Below are 20,724 nucleotides of genomic sequence, written 5' to 3'. Positions count from 1 at the left end.
GTGGCGGGCCTCACAGGACGCGTCAGGCCCGCTTGCGCTCCGTCGCGTCCCTGGGCAGGAACAGGCGACAGGTCAGGACCGGACCGATCTCGTAGCCGTTCACGCGGGGGAAGCGCTGGGCGACGCGGTCCAGCGCCTCCTTCTGGTTGGCTGCGACGACCAGATAGGCCCGCCCGTCGCGCCAGGAGGCGGCCATGGCGCCGCTCGTGTAGAGCGCGTCCGGAGCGCGGCGGACCGACACCTCCCAGATGGTTCCGGGGCGGGCCTCCAGCCGGTCGAAGACGTGGAAAAGCTCCATCGGCGCCTGCTGGGCCGCGTCGAGCTGCCGCTCCAGAATCTCGGTCTGCCGCTTGGCCTCGGCCAGCGCCTCCTCCAGGCCACCCAGCGTACCGCGCGTCGTCTCCAGCGTCTTCCGGGCCTCTTGGAGGCGCTGCTCCATGGTCCGGATGTCCTTTTCGGCGGTGGCGATCTCGCCGCGCGCCGCGCGGACGCGGCGTTCGCCCATGCGGTTCACCAGGACGCTGACCGCCAGCAGCAGCAGCGAGGCGTAGAGGATGATCGCGGTCATGGTGAGCCCGGCCGTGCGCTGTCGTTGGCCCCGCTTGCGGCCGGGATCAACGGGATTGTTTCCGGCCGCGAGGAGAGCACCCCGTTGCGCGCGCTGAAGGCGCGCTGGAGCATCGCCGCGGCCGCATCCGGCGTGTCGGCCCAGACGCGGGCGATGTTCCGGCGATCCCAGATGGCCCGCGCGAACAGCATGCGCCGGGGATCGAGCCGGGCGAAGTCCGGGACGGTGCGCAACTCGCTCTCATAGCGCTGGGCGCCGCTCTGCGCGTCGCCGACCTCATGCACCAGGGCGATCTTGGACGCCTTGACCGACGCGATCAGGCCGGTCAGACGACCCCGCTCGGCGGTCAGCCGGTCGAGGGCTTCCTGCCGCGAGGCGGTTTCGGCCTGGGCCACCTCGATGCGGCGGCCGAGGTCGGCGAGGTCGGCGGCCTGGGCCTCCAGCTTGCGCCGCAGCAGCGCCTTGCGGCTGCCGGTGGCGGTCAGGCGCGAGGCCTCGTAGACCACGGCCAAGCCGAGCGCGCCGACGCACAGGACCAGCACGGCGAGGGCGAAGGTGTCCATGTTCATCGCGTCACCATCCGAACCGTCAGCGCCCGCCCGGTGTGCCGGTGATGTTCATCACCCCGGCCAGGGGAGAGGCGGGCGGCGCGGACAGGGATTGCCCGGAACGCCGCGCGGCTTCGAACAGGTCCCGCAGCCCGCGGTCGGGCGCGTGCGCCGGGCTGCCGCCGCGCATCGGTGTGTCCGAAACACCGCCATCCGCTTCCTCGCTGTGCGCCGTCAGCCATGCGGCGGCGGAATCGACCAGCGGCAGCGGCAGCAGCGCCCGCAGCGCCGCGCCGAGCAACGGATCGCGGCGCGCGTAGAGACCGGCCACCGCGAACAGGGCCATCGCCTCCGGCGGGACGCTGTCGTTGGCCATCGCGCCGCGCACGCAGGCCAGCAACTCGTCGATCTCCATGTCCGGCGCCCGCCCGCCCAGCGTCCGCCATCCGTCGGACAGGCGCAGCGCGGCGGCCAGCGTCTCCACGTCCGCGCCGTCCAGCGGCCGGAGCGTCACGACGCCGCCGGGGATCGCCAGGGCGCTGGCGGCGCGCATGCGGTGGGTGTTGGCCTCCTCCAGGAACAGGGCGAGCGCGGTTGGGTCGGTGCGCAGCGCGTCGAGGACGGTCAGCGAGCGGTCGCGCAGAACTTCCGCCCAATCCACCATCTCCGGCGAGGCGAGCACCCGGTCCAGGGCGCCGTCGGCCAGCCGGTTGTCCAGGCGGTTCTGCACGGTGGCCGGAAGGTCGTCCATGCGTCGCGACAAGGCCGGCCACCAGCCCGCGGTGTCGAGAACGCGGATGCAGCCGGGCAGCGGGTCGGCGATCGACAGCAGGGCAGGGTCGCGCAGCATCACCGGCTCCAGCCAGCGCGCCCACAGGCGGCGCGTGTGCGCCTGCCGCCGGCTGGACAGCAGACCGAGAAGCATGGCGCGCACCGGCAGCCCGGCCGATCGCTCCGCGGCTCGCGCCGCGCCGGGACGATGGTCGAAGCGCGACAGGAACCGGCGGAAGGCCGCGTACCGGCCGCCCGGCACGCCGTCCCGGTCGGGGCCATCCCGATCAGGGCCATCCCGATCAGGGCCATCCAGGGGGGCACCGTTCCTGCCCGTGCAATCTGGGGTCATGCCGTCCAGGTCCCTGCCATCGGAAATCCCATTTTTGAGGTCCCCGCCCTTGAGATCCATGTCCATACGCGGGTCAACTCCCTCAATTTCGGAGAGTATAAAAGATTACAGTAATACTTGGGTATTCATCAAAGGGCAGAATCGGCCCAAATTCGTGCCAGCTGCCTCTTTTGCATGGCGTTTTGTGACAATTTGCTACAGCCCTGGACGGGTGGGCTTAGGTCTCGTACCGCTTTGGTGCCTTCCTTGTCCGTCGATGCGGAACCATTTGGGTAGGTCGTGCGTGGAGGAGAGCATGGGCCAGGGTATGGACGAAGGTCTGGACGACGAGCCGTTGTTCGGACCCGACGACGGCTTCGCCGACGACTCCACGGCCAACGCCCGGCCAGCGGACCCATGGCCCGTCCTGGTGGTCGACGACGATCCCCAGGTCCACACCATGACCGAGGTTCTGCTGCGCGATTTCGAGTTCGAAGGCCGCCCGTTCGAGGTGGTCAGCGCCTTGTCCGCCGCCGCCGCGCGGTCGCTTCTGCTGACCCGCCCGGACATCCCGGTGGCGCTGCTCGACGTGGTGATGGAGACGGACGACGCCGGCCTGCGTCTGGTCCGCTTCATCCGCGAGGACCTCAACAACCACCGCATGCGCATCATCCTGCGCACCGGCCAGCCCGGACAGGCGCCGGAGCGGGACGTGGTCGTCGCCTACGACATCAACGATTACAAGGCCAAGAGCGAACTCACCGCCCAGCGCCTGTTCACCACGCTGGTCAGCGGCCTGCGGGCGTGGCGCGACATCGTGACCATCGAGCGGCACCGCCAGGGGCTGGAGCGCATCCTCGCCGCCTCCGCCCCGCTGTTCGAAACCCGCTCCATGCGCACGCTGGTGGAAGAGTTGGTGGACCAGCTCAGCAAGGTCGTGGACCACAGCGGCGGCGCCGTCCTGGCCTGCCGCCTGGTGGACCGCGGAGACGGCAAGACGCGGGCCACCGTGGTCGCCGGCTCCGGCCGCTTCTCGCGCTTCGTCGGGCGGCCCGCGTCGGACACGCTGGAACCCGACCTGACCGCCCAGGTGATCGCCGCCTTCGAGACGCAGCAGAGCGATTTCGGATCGTCGCGCTGCATCCTCGCCTTCCGCACGCGGGAGCATGGGACGACGGTCTTCGCGCTGGAGCGCAGCGAGCCCTATCGCGAGGACGATCATCGGCTGCTGGAGCTGTTCTGCGCCCGCGTCATCATCGGCTTCGACAATGTGTGCCTGTACGAGGATCTGGTGGCGCTGAACCAGTCGCTGGAGCGGCGTGTCGGCGAGCGGACGGCCGAGCTGGCCGCCAACCAAGCCGCCCTGGTCGCCGCCAAGGAGCGGGTGGAGCGGGCGCTGGAGGCGGAGCTGGTCGCCCGCGAGCAGCAGCGCCAGTTCGTCACCATGGTCAGCCACGAGTTCCGCACGCCGCTGGCCATCATCGACAGCGCCGCCCAGATGCTGACGCTGCGGGCGGAGCGGGAGACCCCGGACTCGCTGGAACGGCTGCGCGTCATCCGCAGCAGCGTCCAGCGCCTGACCGGGTTGATCGATACGCACCTGACCGACGAGCGGCTGCAGGCCGGGACGCTGCGGGTGCAGCGGGGCGAGGTCGACCTGCGGGCGCTGCTGCGCTCGGTGACGGAACCCTTCCGCACCGCCTACACCGGCTGCGACTTCCATCTGGACCTCGACCGGCTGCCGCCGATGGTGATGGCCGACGGGCATCTGCTGGGCATGCTGTTCAGCAACCTGCTGAACAACGCCTTCAAGTACTCGGACGGCGACTGCCGCATCACCGTGCGCGGCCAGAGCGAAGGGTGCATGGCGGTGGTCGAGGTGGCCGACCAGGGCCGCGGCATTCCGCAGCACGAACTGCCCCTGCTGTTCGAGCGGCATTACCGGGGAACCGGCTCGGCGGGCGTGCCGGGGACGGGGATCGGATTGCACACGGTCCGGCAGATCATCCTGCTGCACGGCGGCTCGATCAGCGCCGAGAGCACGGTCGGGCAGGGCAGCCTCTTCCGCGTCCGTCTTCCCGTGAAAGGCTGATCGCGCAAGGCCGCTCCGCCGCCGTCCACCCCTGATAATCCTTCCAGCGCGGCGGACGGAAATGTAACGTGCTCATAACAAGGCCGACGCGATGTCCGGAAACCGGTCCGGACCCTTCTGACGCGGCGGACGGCCTTTTCGCACTCCAACGGAAGAACCGTGGACTCCATTATGCTCGCTCAGCAATATGCCGGGATCAAACGGGACCTTGACGAGAAGGGCATCATTTTCTCGTTCAGTGGCTATCTGTCCGAGGGGATACTCTATTCCCTGGGCGAGGCCTTGCGGGAAAAGATGACGCTGGAGGAAACCGACGGCCCGACGGTCCGCCGGGTCTTCGCCGTCTTCGTCGAGCAGATGCAGAACATCATCCGCTATTCGGCCGAGAAGGTGACCGGCGCGCGCGAGAAGCCGGTCGAACTCAGCGCCGGGATGGTCACCATCGGCATGGAAGGCGGGAAGGTCTTCATCGTCTGCGGCAACACCGTGTACAACGCCGACGTGCCGCGCCTGCGCGACCGGTTGGAGCATCTCAAGGGCTTGGACAAGGACGCGCTCAAGACCTATTACCGGGAGCAGCTGCGCGAAACCCCGGAAGAGGGGGCGCGGGGTGCGAACATCGGGCTGATCGAGATTGCGCGGCGCGCCAGCGAACCCATCGAGTACGACTTCCTCGAACTGGACGACGGCAAAAGCTTCTTTTGTCTCAAGGCTCGGATCTGAGAGCGGCTGTGGATACCCGGACGACCATGGAATCCCTGAAATTACCCGCAACCGGCCGGACGCCCGAGGTCGATTTCGACTTCGCCCAGGGCGTGCTCCGCCTCAGCGGCGAGTCCTATCCCGACGACGTCGCGACCTTCTTCGGCCCGATCTTCGCAGCGCTCCGCAGCTTCCTTGCCGAGGAGGGCGGCCACCCCATCCGCTTCGACATGGAGCTGCTGTATTTCAACAGCTCCAGCGCGAAAGCCCTGATGAACATCTTCCAGATGCTGGAGACGGCGGCCGGCAACGGGCGCAGCATTTCCGTCACCTGGTGTTACGAGGAAAACGACGATTCGATGCAGGAGCTGGGCGAGGACTTCGCCGAGGACCTGGAGCACGTCGCCTTCACGCTGAAACAGATTCCCGCAGACGGGGCGTCATGACCTTCAACCTCTTCGCCGCTGAGGAGCAGGCCATCGAGCAGGCCCGCCTTCTGGGGGAGAGGCTGGGCACCGCCGCGCCCGAGCTGCGCGCCGACTTCGAGGCGCTGGTGGAGGCGTTCCAGCGCAGCACGCGCGAGCAGCGCCGGCTGGTCCGGGTCAGCGACCGGCTGCAGGCGCAGCTCGGCTCGGCCAACCAGGAGCTGGAGCGCCGGCGGCAGGAGGCGGAGACCGCGCTGGCCGACCTGCGCGAGGCGCAGGAGGCGATGGTCCGCGCCGAGAAGCTGGCCTCCCTGGGCGCCCTGGTGGCCGGGGTGGCGCACGAGATCAACACGCCGGTGGGCATCGCCGTGTCCTGCGCGTCGCACCTGTCCGACGCCACCGCCGGGCTGCGCCGGCGCGCCCAGTCGGGCGAGCTGAGCAAGGCGGACTTTTCCCGCTATCTGGCCACCGCCACGGACACCGCGGCGCTGATCCTGACCAATTGCGAGCGGGCGGCCAAGCTGATCGCCAGCTTCAAGCAGGTGGCGGTCGACCGCGCCAGCGCCGAACGGCGGGCCGTCAACCTCAACCGCTACATCCAGGAGACTTTGGTCAGCCTGGAGCCCAAGCTCCGCCAGGGCCGGCACACCATCGGCGTGTCCTGCCCGGACGGGCTGGTGGTCGACAGCTACCCGGGCGCGCTGTCGCAGATCCTGACCAACCTCGTGATGAATTCCGTCACCCACGCCTTCGTCGACGCGCAGGGAGCGGAGGGGCAGGGCGGCGTCCTGTCGATCACCGTGGACGAGCCGGAGCCCGGCACCGTCCGGCTGGTCTATGCCGACAACGGCCGCGGCATTCCGCCCGACCATCTGCCCCGGATCTTCGACCCCTTCTTCACCACCCGGCGCGGCGAAGGAGGCAGCGGGCTCGGCCTGCACATCGTGCATAATCTGGCGGTCGGGGCGCTGAAGGGCACGATCGTGGCGGACAGCGCGCCGGGGCAGGGGACGCGCTTCGTCCTGACCTTCCCGAAGAACACGCCCCCGGACGAGACGGCCGCCTGAACCCACCGCCTGAACCCGTCGCCTGAACGGTGTCAGACCATCCGGACGGGGGCGGAGAACACGTAGCCGACGCCGTGGACCGATTTGACCGGGGCGGTCTCGCCGATGGCGTTCTCCACCTTGTGGCGCAGCCGTCCGACCACCGTGTCGATCGAACGGTCGTCGGGATTCCAACGGCGGTTGTAGAGCGCCACGGAAATCTGGTCACGAGTCGCCGGCTGGCGGGCCTGCCCGGCCAGCAGCGAGACCAGCTTCATCTCCATGCTCGTCAGGCTGACCCGCACGCCCGCCGGGCTGGTCAGCGCCCAGGCCGTGGCGTCCAGGACCCAGCTGGCCTCGTCCGCGGAGGGCTGGCCGGAAGGTTGCGGGGCCGGCGTGGCGATGGCGGCGTTGCTGGTCTCCAGACGGCGGAGCAGGGCCTTGGCCTGAGCCTCCAGCTCACGCATTTCCACGGGCTTCACCAGATAGGCGTCGGCGCCCAACTCCAGCCCGACCACCCGGTCGACGGTGGAGCCGCGGGCGGTCACCATGATGATTCCGATGGCGGGATTCTCGCGCAGCCGCGTGGCGATCTTGAAACCGTCCTCACCCGGAAGATTGACGTCCAGAACAACCAAGGAGACCGGGCGCGAGGCGATCTGTTCGTCCAGTTCGCGCCCATTCTTCGCCCCGACCGCATCGAAGCCGCAACTGCGCAGATACTCGATCATGTCACGTCGCAGAGACGCCTCGTCCTCGACGACAACGATCGTAACGGCCGCCATCCCCTCTGCTCCCCCGTTACCGGTGCTTATTGTTCATAGGGCCGGCGCGGAAACTATATGAATTCGAATGGTAGGTCGAGCGACTTCGCCCCACGACGGCCCCCCTGCTGCACTATCACGCAACCCTCTCACGCTTAGTTACGCGATTTCCCACAGTGTGTTCCGCGTCGGGACCGCCGGATCGTCGGCCAGTCGGACGCGGAAGCCGACCATGGTGATGTCGTCGCGCTGCGGGCGGTCGCCCTGGAAGCCGGACAGGCTGGATTCGATAAGCTCCTTCTGCCGGTCGAGCGGCAGCGCGCGGCATTCCTCGACCACGCCGTGCAGCCGGCGCTTGCCGAAGCTCCGCCCCCGTTCCCCGCCGCACTGGTCGGTCAGGCCGTCGGTGCAGATGTAGAAAGTCTGGTCGGGCTGCAGGTCCAGGCTGTGATTCGTGAAGGGCGGGGTCGGGCCGGACGCGCGGTAGCCCAGGCTGCGGCGGTCGGCGCGGATCTCGGTCAGCCCGTCCGGGCCGGCGATGGCCAGCGGCAGGCGGGCGCCGGCATAGACGAGCCGCCGCCGCGCCGGCTGGACGTAGCACAGCGCCAGGTCCAGCCCGTTGTCGAAGCCGCCCTCCCAGCTCGCCGCATCGCCGTCCTGATGCAGGGCCGCCCGCACCTTCTCGTCCACCGTGGCGAGCAGCGCCGCGGGATCGGCGGCGCCCATGCCGTCGACCACGTTGTTCAGCACCGCGCTGGCCGTCATGGTCATGAAGGCGCCGGGCACGCCGTGACCCGTGCAGTCGGCGACGCCGATCAGGAAGCCGTCCTCGACCTCGCGGTAGTAGTAGAAATCGCCGCTGACCACGTCGCGCGGCCGCCACAGCACGAAATGCTGGGCCAGCCCGCTGTCCAGAACCTCGGGTTTCGGCAGGATCGAGGACTGGATCAGCTGGGCGTAGTTGATGCTGTCCATGATGCGGCGGTTGATGTCGGCCAGAGCCTCCGTCCGCTCCTGGACGCGGGATTCCAGGGTCTGGGTGTAGTCCTGGACCGTTTCGGCCATGCGGTTGAAGGTTTTGGTCAGGACGCCGATCTCGTCCTCCCGCTCGGTGGCGAGGCGGGCGCCGTAATCGCCGCGGGAGACCGCCTGGGTCGCCTGGGTCAGCCGCCGCAGCGGCCCGAGCACGACGCGGTTCAGCATGACGCTGATGATGGCGATGGCGGTGACCAGGGACAGCAGCAGCAGCCCGACCACCGGCAGCAGGGCCTCCAGCGTGTTGCGGTGGACCTCCTCCGTCGAATAGAGCAGCCGCAGCGTGCCCACCTGCCGGGTCACCCCGTCGCGCCCGCGCAGGTCGATGACCTTCTCGATGGTGGTGGAGTCGGCGGAGGTCCTGGGGTTGCCGGACACCGCCATCGGTTCGCTGTGCCCCGGCTCGAAGACGGAGACGGCGAGAATGGCCGGGTCGCGCTCGCGCAGCGAATCGATGATGTTGCGGACGGCGCGGTCGTCGATCTCCCAGATCGGGTTGGCCAGCGCGTCGGTCTGCATGGCGGCGACCAGCTGCGCCCGCTTGGTCAGCGCCGAGAACTGCTGGTGCTCCACGATGTTGGCCGACACGGCCACGGCGACCACCCCCACGGCGGCGGCGGTGACCAGGATGATGCTGCCGATGCGGGTCAGCAGCGAGCGGTCACGCCGGCCGACGGCGAGGGCGCGCAGTTCGGTCATTGGGTGATTCCCTGGCGGGCCCACAGCGCCGGAAGGGCGCCGCTGCGCTCCAGCCGATCAAGGGTGTCGTTGACCCAGGCGACGCCGACCGGGCCATCGCGGCGGACCAGGATGGTGTGCTCGTAGATCTGGTCGGTGCGGTCGGACACCAGGAGTTGCGGCGCCATGTCGGGGTTGGCCTTGAGGAATTGCGCCAGGAAGGAGCGGGTGACGATGGCCAGCGCGGCCCGCCCGGCGGCGACGCTGCGCACGTTGCCCTCATGCGTGACGGTCAGCCGGGTGTTGAAGCGCTTTTCCAGGATCTCCGGGTCGGCGGTCATGCCGGCGAAGGCGTAATGATAGCCGAGCCGCCCGAGGATCGTCTTGTCGTCGAGCCGGTCGAAATAGCTCTGGTCCATGCCCGGGCCGGCCTTGGCGACGAACACCTCCGCGTCGCGCAGATACACCCGCGAGGCGTCCACCGGGCGCCCCTTCCATCCCCAGGCGAGGCTTTCGAAGGCGATCAGGTCGAAGCGGCCCCGCTCCATGTCCTCGTAGCGCCGCTGGGGAGAGGTGCGGACCAGCTCGAATCGGAAGTCGGTCTGCTCTGCGTTCAGCAGGTCGAGCAGGGCCTGTGTGACGCCGCCGCCGGATTCGGTGACATAGGGGGGGAACTCGTAGGCGCCGACCTTGATGGTCACCGGTACGGCGACCGGGCCGGCCGGGGAGTCGGCTGTTGCAGCGAGGCCGGACGAGGGCAGGCCGCCCGCCGTCAGTCCGGCGAGCGCCAAAGCCAGTATCGTTCGGCGGGCAACCGCTTTTGCCATCCTCAGCCCCGATGCTGATCGCACGATTGTGCGGAAATTCTACGGCATTTTACCAATGTATGCGCGTATGCAGCAATCTTTGTCGTTGAATGTGAAAGAAGATTTTTACCATTAGGCCGCTTCGGTTTCCCGCTCCTCGGCCGCCAGCGCGCCGATCTCGTCGCCGCTCAGCGTCTCGCGTTCCAGCAGGGCGGCGGTGATCCGCTCCAGAGCGACGCGGTCGGCGGCCAGGATGCGGCGGGCGCGCTCCATCCCCTCGTCGGTGATGCGGCGGACCTCCTCGTCGATGCGCCAGGCGGTGCGTTCCGAGCGCACGACGGCGGGGTCGTTGCCGGCGTGGGCGACATAGCCGATGGCGTCGCTCATCCCCCAGGCGGTGACCATGCGGCGGGCGAGGTCGGTGGCGGCGCGGAAGTCGGCCTCGGCCCCGGTGGTGACGGCGTCCGGCCCGAAGACCAGATCCTCCGCCGCGCGCCCCGCCATGGCGACGGCGATGTCGGCGAGCAGCTTGGCGCGCGACACCGACACGCGGTCGCCCTCCGGCAGCCGCACCACCATGCCCAGCGCGCGGCCGCGCGGGATGATGGTGGCCTTGTGGATGGGGTCGGCCTCCGGGCAGCGGATGGAGACCAGCGCGTGACCGGCCTCGTGATAAGCGGTCAGGCGCCGCTCGTGATTGGACAATGCGAGGCTGCGCCGCTCGTTGCCCATCAGGACGCGGTCCTTCGCCGCCTCGAAATCGGCCATGCCGACGATGACCCGCCCGTTGCGCGCGGCGGACAGCGCGGCCTCGTTGGTCAGGTTGGCCAGTTCGGCGCCGGAGAAGCCGGGCGTGCCCCGCGCCACCGTGCGGACGCAGACGTCGGGGGCGAGGCGCAGCCGGCCCGCGTGGACGTCCAGGATGGCCTCGCGGCCGGCCACGTCGGGCAGCGCGACGTGGATGTGGCGGTCGAAACGGCCCGGCCGGGTCACGGCGGGGTCCAGCATCTCGGCGCGGTTGGTCGCGGCGATCACCACCACCTCGCCGCCGCCCGCGCCGCCGTTGACGATGCCGTCCATCTCGACCAGGAGCTGGTTCAGCGTCTGCTCCCGCTCCGAATGGGAGTTGGATTCGCCGCGCTTGCCGGCCAGGGCGTCGACCTCGTCGATGAACAGCAGGCAGGGGGCGGCGGCCCGCGCCGTCTTGAAGACGCTGCGCACCCGCGCGGCACCCAGCCCGACGAACATCTCCACGAAGTCGGAGCCGGAGACGGTGAAGAAGGGCACCCCGGCCTCGCCGGCCGCGGCCTTGGCCAGCATCGTCTTGCCGGTGCCCGGCGGGCCGACCAGCAGGATGCCCTTGGGCACGCGGGCGCCGGCCATGGCGAAGCGGCGCGGGTCGCGCAGGAACTCGACGGTCTCGCGAAGCTCGTCCTTCGCCTCGTCCACCCCGGCGACGTCGGCGAAGACGGTGCCGGTGTCGCTCGGGCGGACGCGGGTGGCCCGGCTGCCGCCGAGAAACTGCCCGCCGCTGAGCAGAAGCGCGCCGATCAGCAGGCCGATCACCAGGAAGGGCGCCAGCTTCTCCAGGACGGAGACGGTGCCGGAAACCAGCCCGCCGGCGTCCTCCTCGAAGGCGATGGCGATCTTGCGCCCGCGCAGTTCCTTCAGAAGATCGTCGGTGACCGGAACGACGGCGCGGAGCCGCTGGCCGTCCGGCGTGACGGCGTGCGCCCCGTCACCGCGGAAGGTGACCGAGGCGATGTCTCCCCGTTCGGCCGCCGCCACCAAGTCGCTGTAGGTCGCGATCTCCTCGGCGCCGTCGCGCGCGTAGTCGGCCCAGGCCGCAATGGCGAACCAGCCAAGCAGAAGCGCAGCAACGGCGGCGAGGGCGATCAGATACTTTTTCGGGATCGGCGGCATGGCGTCCTACAAAGGCAGCGAAAACCGTTTCCGGCACATCGCTGTCATTGATGAAGGCGCCACCGCCCGGCATCAACCGCATTCGGTCCAGGACTATTCTTTGACATACAAGTGACGAGAGGGTTAACGGGCCGGTGTCACTCCAGCCCGGCCTTCTTGCGCACGTCGTAGCTGCGCGTCCTCGACCACTCCTCCATGAACTTGACCAGCTCGGCGTCGGGCGGGTCGGGGAGGACGACCTTCAGCTTCACATACTGGTCGCCGGCCTGCTTGGTCGCCTGGTTCATCACGCCCTTGCCGCGCAGCCGCAGGGTGGAGCCGGTGTTGGCCCCCGGCTGGATCTTCAGAGCGACCGGTCCACTGACGGTCGGCACGCGGATGGTGGCGCCGAGAACCGCCTCGTTCAGGGTGATCGGCACCTCGACGTGGATGTCGGAGCCCTGGCGGGTGAAGAAGGGGTGCGCCTCGACATGGACCTCGACGATGGCGTCGCCGGCCCCGAAGCCGCCGGCGCCGGGGAGCCCCTGGCCCTTCAGCCGCAGCTTGGCCTGATCCTCCGTCCCCGGCGGAACGGTGACGTCGATGCTCTTGCCGTTGGACAGGCTGATGCGCCGCTTGGTGCCCTGCGCCGCCTCGACGAAGGGCACGGAGACCGAGTAATTGATGTCGCTGCCGCGCGACCGGGAAGCGCCGCCGCCCGCGCCGCCGCCCGCCGCGCCGCCGCGCTTGCGCCCGCCGCTGAACAGGTCGGAGAACCAGTCCTCGCCGCCGAAGAAGGAATCGTCGTCGGCGCTGCCGCCGGCCCCGCTGTAGGCGCGGCTGCGTCCGGCGTTGGCGCGGGAGCGGCCGCCGAAGCCGTGGTGCCGTTCCTGGCCGGAGGCGTCGATCTCGCCGCGGTCGAAGCGGGCGCGCTTGTCGGAATCCGAGAGCAGCGTGTAGGCCGCCGAGATTTCCTTGAAGCGCTCCTCGTTCGCGGCGTTGCCGGGCTTCAGGTCGGGATGGAACTCCTTGGCGAGCTTGCGGTACGCCTTCTTGATGTCGTCGGCGCTCGCGGAGCGGGTGAGGCCGAGGATTTGGTAAGGGTCACGCATGCGGTCCACGGACAGAGTTATTCCACCCCGAAGCCCGGGGATGAGGCGTTACGAATTGGCGACGATCTTCCACGTACCGTCGGCCTGTTTGCAAGCGGTTCCGTAGGCCAATTCGGTCTGGCTCTTCGTGGTTACCGTTTGGTGGAACTCCCGGCAATACTGACCGGCGTTGTTGTAGCCCTCGCGCGTCGTGGTCAGCGAGCCGTAGTGGCCGGTCGCCGGGTTGGTCCAGCCGATCTTGTCGCCGACCGGGGCGGCGTAGGCGCGCTTGGCCGCGGTCTCGGCGGCGGCGGCGTCCGACGGCTCGATGGCGGCCGAACCGATGAAGGCGCCCAGCAGCGGGCCGGTGCCCGAGGAGGCGACCTTGCCCGACGCGTTGCCGTAGGTCGACGAGATCCGGCCGCCGACGGTCTCCGCGTTCTTGGTGGCTTCCTTGGAGGTGCTGACGCAACCCGCAAGCAGGGCGATCGCCATCGCCGCCGGGACGAGCTTCTTCACGAACATCGATGCTGCCTCGAAAGGTTGGGAGCCGGCGTGCCTTGCTTCTGGCGCACCGGTGGACACTCATATATGCGAGGCTATCCTATCTGTGAATTGGGCATATTTGTGAACTGGCAAGACGCCGGAAACGGCGCCGAAACCTGACGTTGAAACTATGGGCCTACGGCCGCGTGACGAGGGGACAATGAGCGAATCCAACGACCGGGACCCGTACGCCCTGTTCCAGGACTGGATGGACGAGGCCACCCGCAGCGAGATCAACGATCCCAACGCCATGGCGCTGGCCACCGCCGACGCGCAGGGGGCGCCGTCGGTGCGCATGGTGCTTCTGAAGGGCATCGATCCGCGCGGATTCGTCTTCTACACCAACACGGAAAGCCGCAAGGGCGAGCAGCTTCTGGCCAACGCCAACGCCGCCCTGTGCTTCCATTGGAAGACGCTGAAGCGGCAGGTCCGCGTCGAGGGCGCGGTGGAGCAGGTGTCCGACGCCGAGGCCGACGCCTATTTCGAGAGCCGCCCGCGCGAGAGCCGCATCGGCGCCTGGGCGTCGCAGCAGTCGCGCCCGCTGGAGGGCCGCTGGGAGTTGGAGAAGCGGGTCGCCCAGTTCGCCGCCAAGTTCGGTCTGGGCGCGGTTCCCCGCCCGCCGCACTGGACCGGATTCCGCATCCTGCCGCGGCGAATCGAGTTCTGGCAGGATCGCCCCTTCCGCCTGCACGAGCGGCTCGTGTACCTGCGCGAGGGTGATCCGGCGGCGCCGGAGCCGGCGCGCTGGACGACGGAGCGTCTCTTCCCGTAAAGGACCGGTACCGTCACCACATAAGAAGACGCTCATGAGCGAAGCGCGTTCGCACCGGCTGCGCCGGTACGCCACCTACGCCAGCGTGTCGGTCTCCCTGACGCTGATCCTGGCGAAGCTGGCGGCCTATCTGGCGACCGACTCGGTCAGCATCCTGTCGTCGCTGATTGACTCCAGCACGGACATGATGGCCTCGGTGGTGACGCTGCTCGGGGTGCGGACGGCGTTGCGCCCGCCGGACGAGGCGCACCGCTTCGGCCACGGCAAGGCGGAGGCGCTGGCCGCCCTGGCCCAGGCCGCCTTCATCGGCGGCTCGGCCCTGTTCCTGACCATCGAGGCGGTGCGCCGCCTCGTCACCCCGCAGCCGGTGGGCGAGGGGGCGGTGGGCATCGCCGTGATGCTGCTGTCCATCCTGCTGACCGCCGGCCTGATCACCTTCCAGCGCCATGTGGTGACCGCCACCGGCTCGGTCGCGGTGGGGGCGGACCGGCTGCATTATTCCGGCGACCTGCTGATGAACGCGGCGGTCATCCTGGCAATCCTGCTGACCGGCTGGACCGGCATCAGCGCCTTCGACCCGCTGTTCGGGCTGGGCATCGCCGCCTTCCTGCTCTACGGCGCCCGCAAGGTCGCCCGCGAGGCGCTGAACGTCCTGATGGACCGGGAGCTGCCGGCGGAGGAGCGGGAGCGCATCGTCGCGCTGGTGGAGGCGCAGCAGGACGTCGCGGGGATGCACGACCTGCGCACCCGCAGCTCCGGCGTCGGCGCCTTCATCGAGCTGCATCTGGAACTCGACCCCGCGCTGTCGGTCGCCAGGGCGCACGACATCACCGACCGGGTCGAGGACCGCCTGAAGGACGCCTTCCCCGGCGCCGAGGTCATGATCCACCAGGAGCCCGCCGGCCTTCAGGACGACCGGCTGGACCATCGCATCGCGGACGGTCAGAGCGTTGGTGGGCAAAGCGCTGATGGCCAGAGCCCCGGTGGCCCGGGCGTCGCTGAGTAAGGTGCCGCTGATTGAGGCGCCGCGGCGTCGCCGGCGGACGTTTTTCCGCCACCGGTTGCGCGTGGGTTACCGATGCGCAATAAATGATCACATTGCCTTTTAGAATGACCCTTCCTCCGTTGCGCATTTGTAAGAGTTCGGTAATAATTGCATTGGATTTTAGCGCTCTGCGCATTCTTGTGAAACGGATGGCGGAAAGATGGACAGTGCGTTCGGCAGCCGCTCTCATTTGATCGCGGACATTGCCACCGAAGCGGGCAATCTCGGCATCGAGATCGCGGACATCGCGGGCCATGTGGAGGAGGTCAACGGCCGCCTCGGCCATCAGGCCAACGTTTTCGCGCAGTTGCGCGGCACCGGGAACAAGATGTCGGAGAGCACGCAGCGCATCTCCGCCGCCGCCAGCGTGGCGCGTTCCGTGACCGAGCAGGCCCGGCAGGAGGTCGAATCATCCCACGACCGGGTCCAGCGGTCGATGAACGACATCCACACCCTCGTTGCCGCCGTGGGAAGCATCGAAGGGCAGATCGCCGGCCTTCAGGAGGCGCTGGACCGGGTCGGCCGGGTCGCCAAGGAGATCTTCGTCATCGCCAAGCAGACCAACCTGCTGGCGCTCAACGCGACCATCGAGGCGGCGCGCGCCGGGGAGGCCGGGCGCGGCTTCGCCGTGGTGGCGAACGAGGTCAAGGCCCTGTCCAAGAAGACCAGCGAGGCGACGACAGAGATCGACGCCACGCTGAAGTACCTGAACGACCAAGCGCAGCGCCTGATGGCCGAAAGCGCGTCCAGCGCCGGCAAGGCCCGCGCGGTGAGCGAGGGCACCACCGCCATCGGCGCCGTCATCGAAACCGTCGGGCGCGCCATGGCGGAGCTGAACGGCGAGACGGACAAGATCGATGCGGCCTCCTCGGAGATTGGCGCCAACTGCGAGGAGCTTCAGCACGAGATCGACGACCTCGCGGTCGGCGTGCAACTGTCCAGCGACAATCTGGCCCAGGCGCGCGACCGCGTGAACACGCTGGTCGGCATGAGCGAGCGGCTGATCGGCATCACCGCCGAGCTGGACGTGGAGACGGTGGACACCCCCTTCATCCGCATGGTCAGCGACGCCGCGTCGCGCATCTCCGCGGACTTCGAGGACGCGCTGTCGCGCGGCGAGGTGCGCGAGGGCGATCTGTTCGACAGCAACTACCAGCCCATCCCCGGCTCCAACCCGCAGCAGCACATGACCCGCTTCACCGAGTTCTGCGACCGCATGCTGCCGAAGGTCCTCGATTCGCTGCTGGGGCAGAACGAGCGCATCGTCTTCTGCGTGGCGGTCGATTCGAACGGCTACCTGCCGACCCACAACCGGAGGTTCAGCCAGCCCCAGGGGAACGACCCGACCTGGAACGCGGCCAATTGCCGCAATCGACGTATCTTCAACGACCGGGTCGGCCTCGCCGCGGGGCGCAGCACGAAGCCGTTCCTGCTCCAGACCTACCGTCGCGACATGGGCGGCGGCCAGTACACCCTGATGAAGGACGTGTCCGCTCCGATCACCGTGCGCGGGCGGCACTGGGGCGGGCTGCGCCTAGCCTACAAGGTCTGAACCGCCGCCTCCGTCCCGCCCCCCGGTTCGCGTGCCATTGAATGTTGCAGTTTTGTGATTGCATCCATTGAATGCCGCCGGGGTGGGTTGCGGATGGTCGGCTGAGCCGGAAAGAATCGGTCGTTCGGTCATCCACGGGCGTCATCGCTGATGATCCTGGGAGGTGATGTTTATGCCCGAGCGAATCGTGGCTTTGTCGCGCGCCGTGTCCGATCTCGCCACGCGCAAGATGGATGAGATCCAAGCCGTCACGAACACGACCAAGATCCTGGCGCTCAACGCCCTGATCGAGGCGATGCGCGCGGGGGAGGCCGGGCGCGGCTTCGCCGTGGTGGCCCAGGAGGTGAAGGCCATTTCGGAGCGGATCACCGGCATCGGTGACGAGCTGCGCACCCAGATGGCCGTGCAGACGGACGAGTTGAACACGCTCGGCAACCGTTTGGTCTCGCAGTTGCGGGGCGGCCGGCTCGCCGATCTGGCGCTCAACATGATCGACATCATCGACCGCAATTTGTACGAGCGGTCCTGCGACGTTCGCTGGTGGGCCACGGACCGCGCCGTGGTGGATTGCGCTGCCGATCCCTCGGAGTCCAACCGCCGCGAAGCCGCGCAGCGGCTGGCCGTCATCCTCGGCGCCTACACGGTCTATCTCGACCTCTGGGTCGTCGACGCTCGGGGCGTCGTCCTGGCGAACGGACGGCCCGACCGCTATCGCCGCCCGGTGGGCGCGTCGGTCGCGTCCGAGTCCTGGTTCCGCGAGGCCATGTCGACCCGCAGCGGCACCGATTTCGCGGTGGCCGACATCGGCGCCAACGACCTGCTGGACCGCGCCACCGTCGCCACCTACGCCACGGCCATCCGGGCCGGCGGGGAGGAGAACGGCCCGATCATCGGCGTGCTGGGCGTCTTCTTCGACTGGCAGCCCCAGTCCCAGGGCGTGGTCGACTCCGTCCGCCTGACCGACGAGGAGCGCGCCCGGACCCGCTGCCTTCTGGTGGACAGCCGTCACCGCGTGATCGCCGCGTCCGACCGCCGGGGCGTCCTGACGGAGAGTTTTCCCCTGCGCACCGGCGGCCAAGGGCAGGGCAGCTATCCCGACGACCAGGGGCGTGTGGTTGGTTTCGCCGTGACGCCGGGCTATGAAACCTACAAGGGACTCGGCTGGTTCGGAGTGATCGTCCAGAACTCCGCCAGTCATTGCGAATAGGCGTTTCGGATTGCAGCAATTCGAATCTTTTGCGGGTCGCGCTTGAAATGTTAGCGAAACACCGCCGTGGTGCAGTTGAGCCACGGAAAGGTGTTTCGCATGCAGGCTCTCAGGCAGATCGTGATCGTACCGGAACAGGAAGACGACCTCGTGGCGGAGGCGATCCGCGACGTGTGTGTGGCGGACGTCATCGATCAGGCCACGAAGGATCGGCTGGTGGATGGGCTGACCGTCCTGAAGGCCGGGCTTCCCTGCACCGATGCCGGCTGCACCGGCTGCGTCCACCGGCGGTCCTGCGAACGTTTCATCGAAAGCATCCTGTGGACCAGTTGAACCCGTGCCAATCCGGAAGGGGACGGCCTCCCTCTTTGGAACCGGCGGGGCTGTGACGGTCGTCACCGCGTAAACCGAAAACCATGCTAAAATGCCGTTTTAACGGTCCCCGCCTGCGGTTTCCCCAGGGGATTCCCCAGTGGATTCCAGGGCGGCGCGGTGGCCCGGAGATTGGCGTCTTGAGGTCGGTATGGGCTTTTCGGTGACCTTCTGGGGGGTTCGGGGCACGGTTTCCTGCCCCCTGCCGTCCCATATGGGCTTCGGCGGCAACACGAGTTGCGTTGAGGTCCAGGCGGGCGACCAGCGCATCGTCATCGACGCCGGCACCGGCATCCGCATGCTCGGAAAACGCCTGCTGAAGGAGGGCGCCGCCACGGCGACCCTGCTGATGAGCCACACCCATCTGGACCACATCTGCGGCTTTCCCTTCTTCGCCCCGGCCTACACCAAGGGCTTCCACCTGCGTATCGTCTCCGGCCACCTGAACGGCACCCCCGGCATCGAGGCGGCCATGGCCCGGCAGATGGAGCGACCCCTGTTTCCGGTGCCCATGCGCACCATGGGAAGCAACATCGTGTTCGACGAGATCACGGCCGGCGACCGGTTCGCGCTGGGTGAGGGGGTGCAGGTCCGCACGGCGCGCCTGAACCATCCGGACGGCGCCACCGGCTACCGCATCGAGCATATGGGCAAAGCCTTCGCCTATGTGACCGACACCGAGCATGTGCCGGGCCACCCCGACCGCAACATCCTGGACCTGATCGACGGCGCCGACCTCGTGCTCTACGACAGCACCTACACCGACGAAGAATGGCAGAACCGCATCGGCTGGGGCCATTCCACCTGGACCGAGGGCGTCCGGCTGGCCCAGGCGGCCGGCGTGAAGAGGCTGGTGCTGTTCCACCACGACCCCGACCATGACGACGCCGCCATGACCGCCATCGAGGCGGCGGCCCAGGCGGTGTTCCCGGACTGCTTCGCCGCACGGGAAGGGATGACGGTCACGCTGGCCTGACCTCGGCTTGGCGCCTCTGGCCGGACCCTATGCCGGGCCGTTATAGAGGGGCTTCCTCCCCCCGCAGCGAACCCCCATCCATGCCCATTCCCTTCCTGGCCGTCCCGCCCATGACGCTGACGGTCGTCGCGCTGTTCGTCCTCACCTATGTCGGCATGGCGCTGGGGCGCTTCCCCGGACTGCGCATCGACCGCACCGGCATCGCCCTGGTCGCGGCCATCCTTCTGCTCGCCATCGGGGCGCTGGAATCGGGGCAGGTGACCGAGGCCATCGACTTCCCGACCCTGTTCATCCTGTTCGGGCTGATGGTGCTGTCCGCCCAATACGCGGCCAGCGGCTTCTACGACTGGTGCGCCCTGCGGGTCGCGCAGGCGGCGCGTTCTCCGGCCCGGCTGCTGGCGGTGACGGTGGCGGTGGGCGGAGGCCTGTCGGCGATCCTCGCCAACGACGTGGTGGTCTTCGCCATGACGCCGATGCTCTGCGTCGGACTGCTGGCGCGCCGGCTGGACCCGCGGCCCTACCTGATCGGTCTGGCCGGAGCGGCGAACGCCGGCTCGGCGGCGACGGTGATCGGCAACCCGCAGAACATCCTGATCGGCCAGATGGGCCATCTGGATTTCTGGCGCTTCCTGGCGGTCTGCGGGGTACCGGCGCTGGTCGGCCTCGTGGTGGTCTATGTCGTGGTGTGGCTCGCCTGGCGGGGCCGCTTCGGCGAGCCCGATGACCGGATGACCGGGGAGGGCGGGGCGGAGCCGGTGACGCTCGACCGGGCGCAGCTCGGCAAGGCGGTGGTGGCGACCCTGGTGCTTCTCGGCCTGTTCACCACCGACCTGCCCCACGAGATCGGCGTGCTGCTGGTCGCCGGGGCGATGTTGATCAGTCGGCGGCTGGCCTCGCGCGGCATGCTGGGCATGGTGGACTGGCATCTGCTGGTCCTCTTCGCCGCCCTGTTCGCCATCAACCACGCGCTGAAGCTGACCGGCCTGCCGGCGGAGTTCGTGTCGGGGCTGGAGGCCGCCGGCTGGCTGCCCGACCGGCTGGCGGTGATGACCCCGCTCGCCCTGGCCGCCAGCAACAGCATCGGCAACGTGCCGGCGGTGATCCTGCTGCTCGCCGCTTGGCCGTCGCCGCCGGAGGGGGCGCTCTACGGGCTGGCGATCCTGTCCACACTGGCCGGCAACCTGCTGATCCCCGGCAGCCTCGCCAACATCATCGTGGTGGAGCGGGCGGCGGCCTCCGGCGTCCGGCTCGGCTTTGTGGAGCACGCCCGTTGCGGCATCCCGATGACCTTTTTGTCGATGGGATTCGCCGTTTTGTGGTTGTGGGGCACCGGCTGGATGCGTCTGAGCTGATTTTTCTCCTTATGGGCTATGCGAATGGTGCCGCCCCTCTCCGTCCGGGGCATTGCCCTCTCTTCGCAAAGCAAAAAACTTGGGGTGGCCTCTTCGAGGCATGCCCCAAGGCACCGATGCCCAAAGCCCAAATGCCCGAAGCT

Annotated in this window: 20 protein-coding genes; 11 read left to right on the top strand and 9 right to left on the bottom strand. The window is 68.6% G+C overall.

The window, feature by feature from the left end:
* Nucleotides 1-22: 22 nt before the first annotated feature.
* The 3 genes from FBZ83_RS18920 to FBZ83_RS18910 are packed head-to-tail and all read right to left on the bottom strand — an operon-like array spanning nucleotide 23 to nucleotide 2,149.
* On the bottom strand, nucleotides 23-568 hold the full coding sequence (locus FBZ83_RS18920) for a hypothetical protein (RefSeq protein WP_145686942.1): 546 nt from the start codon (nucleotides 566-568) through the stop codon (nucleotides 23-25).
* Entirely contained in the window at nucleotides 565-1,137 is a 573-nt protein-coding gene (locus tag FBZ83_RS18915; RefSeq protein ID WP_145686940.1) for a hypothetical protein, read from the bottom strand. Before FBZ83_RS18915 ends, FBZ83_RS18920 begins: the two co-directional genes overlap by 4 nt.
* Nucleotides 1,138-1,156: 19 nt before the next feature.
* Entirely contained in the window at nucleotides 1,157-2,149 is a 993-nt protein-coding gene (locus FBZ83_RS18910; protein ID WP_145686938.1) for a hypothetical protein, read from the bottom strand.
* 385 nt (nucleotides 2,150-2,534) lie between these two features.
* On the opposite strand from FBZ83_RS18910, the gene FBZ83_RS18905 reads away from it, so the two are divergent.
* The 4 genes from FBZ83_RS18905 to FBZ83_RS18890 all read left to right on the top strand — a co-directional run bounded on the left by FBZ83_RS18905 (nucleotide 2,535) and on the right by FBZ83_RS18890 (nucleotide 6,504).
* Nucleotides 2,535-4,310, top strand: a complete 1,776-nt coding sequence (locus tag FBZ83_RS18905; protein WP_145686936.1) for an ATP-binding response regulator — start codon at nucleotides 2,535-2,537, stop codon at nucleotides 4,308-4,310.
* Between the two features lie 159 nt (nucleotides 4,311-4,469).
* Nucleotides 4,470-5,033 carry a SiaB family protein kinase gene (locus tag FBZ83_RS18900; RefSeq protein ID WP_247883225.1) on the top strand — a complete coding sequence of 188 codons (564 nt, stop codon included), beginning with the start codon at nucleotides 4,470-4,472 and terminating at the stop codon, nucleotides 5,031-5,033.
* Nucleotides 5,034-5,059: 26 nt separating this feature from the next.
* Nucleotides 5,060-5,458, top strand: coding sequence for a DUF1987 domain-containing protein (locus FBZ83_RS18895; RefSeq protein WP_145686933.1), 399 nt, complete (start codon nucleotides 5,060-5,062; stop codon nucleotides 5,456-5,458).
* Nucleotides 5,455-6,504: a sensor histidine kinase gene (locus tag FBZ83_RS18890; RefSeq protein WP_145686931.1), complete on the top strand. Its 1,050-nt coding sequence runs from the start codon at nucleotides 5,455-5,457 to the stop codon at nucleotides 6,502-6,504. The genes FBZ83_RS18895 and FBZ83_RS18890 overlap by 4 nt, the downstream gene beginning before the upstream one ends.
* A gap of 32 nt (nucleotides 6,505-6,536) precedes the next feature.
* Here the strand turns inward: FBZ83_RS18890 and FBZ83_RS18885 are convergent, their stop codons facing one another.
* The 6 genes from FBZ83_RS18885 to FBZ83_RS18860 form a co-directional block, all read right to left on the bottom strand.
* Complete coding sequence (locus FBZ83_RS18885; protein ID WP_145686929.1) at nucleotides 6,537-7,268, bottom strand: response regulator transcription factor; 732 nt, start codon at nucleotides 7,266-7,268, stop codon at nucleotides 6,537-6,539.
* 138 nt (nucleotides 7,269-7,406) lie between these two features.
* Nucleotides 7,407-8,981, bottom strand: a complete 1,575-nt coding sequence (locus tag FBZ83_RS18880) for a SpoIIE family protein phosphatase (RefSeq protein WP_145686927.1) — start codon at nucleotides 8,979-8,981, stop codon at nucleotides 7,407-7,409.
* The gene (locus FBZ83_RS18875; RefSeq protein ID WP_247888364.1) at nucleotides 8,978-9,751 is read right to left on the bottom strand and encodes a substrate-binding periplasmic protein; all 774 of its coding nucleotides are present in this window, start codon (nucleotides 9,749-9,751) and stop codon (nucleotides 8,978-8,980) included. Before FBZ83_RS18875 ends, FBZ83_RS18880 begins: the two co-directional genes overlap by 4 nt.
* A gap of 147 nt (nucleotides 9,752-9,898) precedes the next feature.
* Nucleotides 9,899-11,689: an ATP-dependent zinc metalloprotease FtsH gene (ftsH, locus tag FBZ83_RS18870; RefSeq protein WP_145686923.1), complete on the bottom strand. Its 1,791-nt coding sequence runs from the start codon at nucleotides 11,687-11,689 to the stop codon at nucleotides 9,899-9,901.
* Between the two features lie 137 nt (nucleotides 11,690-11,826).
* The gene (locus tag FBZ83_RS18865; RefSeq protein ID WP_145686921.1) at nucleotides 11,827-12,780 is read right to left on the bottom strand and encodes a DnaJ C-terminal domain-containing protein; all 954 of its coding nucleotides are present in this window, start codon (nucleotides 12,778-12,780) and stop codon (nucleotides 11,827-11,829) included.
* A 48-nt stretch (nucleotides 12,781-12,828) separates the two neighbouring features.
* Entirely contained in the window at nucleotides 12,829-13,284 is a 456-nt protein-coding gene (locus FBZ83_RS18860) for an RT0821/Lpp0805 family surface protein (protein ID WP_145676938.1), read from the bottom strand.
* A gap of 181 nt (nucleotides 13,285-13,465) precedes the next feature.
* On the opposite strand from FBZ83_RS18860, the gene pdxH reads away from it, so the two are divergent.
* The 7 genes from pdxH (at nucleotide 13,466) to FBZ83_RS18825 (ending at nucleotide 20,581) form a co-directional block, all read left to right on the top strand.
* A complete protein-coding gene (gene pdxH / locus FBZ83_RS18855; RefSeq protein WP_145686919.1) occupies nucleotides 13,466-14,077 on the top strand; it encodes a pyridoxamine 5'-phosphate oxidase in 612 nt (203 codons plus the stop codon).
* Between the two features lie 34 nt (nucleotides 14,078-14,111).
* A complete protein-coding gene (locus tag FBZ83_RS18850) occupies nucleotides 14,112-15,083 on the top strand; it encodes a cation diffusion facilitator family transporter (protein WP_145686917.1) in 972 nt (323 codons plus the stop codon).
* A 199-nt stretch (nucleotides 15,084-15,282) separates the two neighbouring features.
* Entirely contained in the window at nucleotides 15,283-16,674 is a 1,392-nt protein-coding gene (locus FBZ83_RS18845; protein WP_145686915.1) for a methyl-accepting chemotaxis protein, read from the top strand.
* Between the two features lie 172 nt (nucleotides 16,675-16,846).
* A complete protein-coding gene (locus FBZ83_RS18840; RefSeq protein ID WP_145686912.1) occupies nucleotides 16,847-17,881 on the top strand; it encodes a methyl-accepting chemotaxis protein in 1,035 nt (344 codons plus the stop codon).
* Between the two features lie 99 nt (nucleotides 17,882-17,980).
* Nucleotides 17,981-18,214 carry a hypothetical protein gene (locus FBZ83_RS18835; RefSeq protein ID WP_145676924.1) on the top strand — a complete coding sequence of 78 codons (234 nt, stop codon included), beginning with the start codon at nucleotides 17,981-17,983 and terminating at the stop codon, nucleotides 18,212-18,214.
* Between the two features lie 190 nt (nucleotides 18,215-18,404).
* Complete coding sequence (locus tag FBZ83_RS18830) at nucleotides 18,405-19,229, top strand: MBL fold metallo-hydrolase (RefSeq protein WP_145686910.1); 825 nt, start codon at nucleotides 18,405-18,407, stop codon at nucleotides 19,227-19,229.
* A gap of 80 nt (nucleotides 19,230-19,309) precedes the next feature.
* On the top strand, nucleotides 19,310-20,581 hold the full coding sequence (locus tag FBZ83_RS18825; protein WP_145686908.1) for an SLC13 family permease: 1,272 nt from the start codon (nucleotides 19,310-19,312) through the stop codon (nucleotides 20,579-20,581).
* Nucleotides 20,582-20,724 lie beyond the last annotated feature (143 nt).

Source organism: Azospirillum brasilense, assembly GCF_007827815.1.
Lineage (GTDB): Bacteria > Pseudomonadota > Alphaproteobacteria > Azospirillales > Azospirillaceae > Azospirillum > Azospirillum brasilense_C.
The sequence above is the reverse complement of the archived record's forward strand: the minus strand, read 5'-3'. Positions and strand labels throughout refer to the sequence as shown.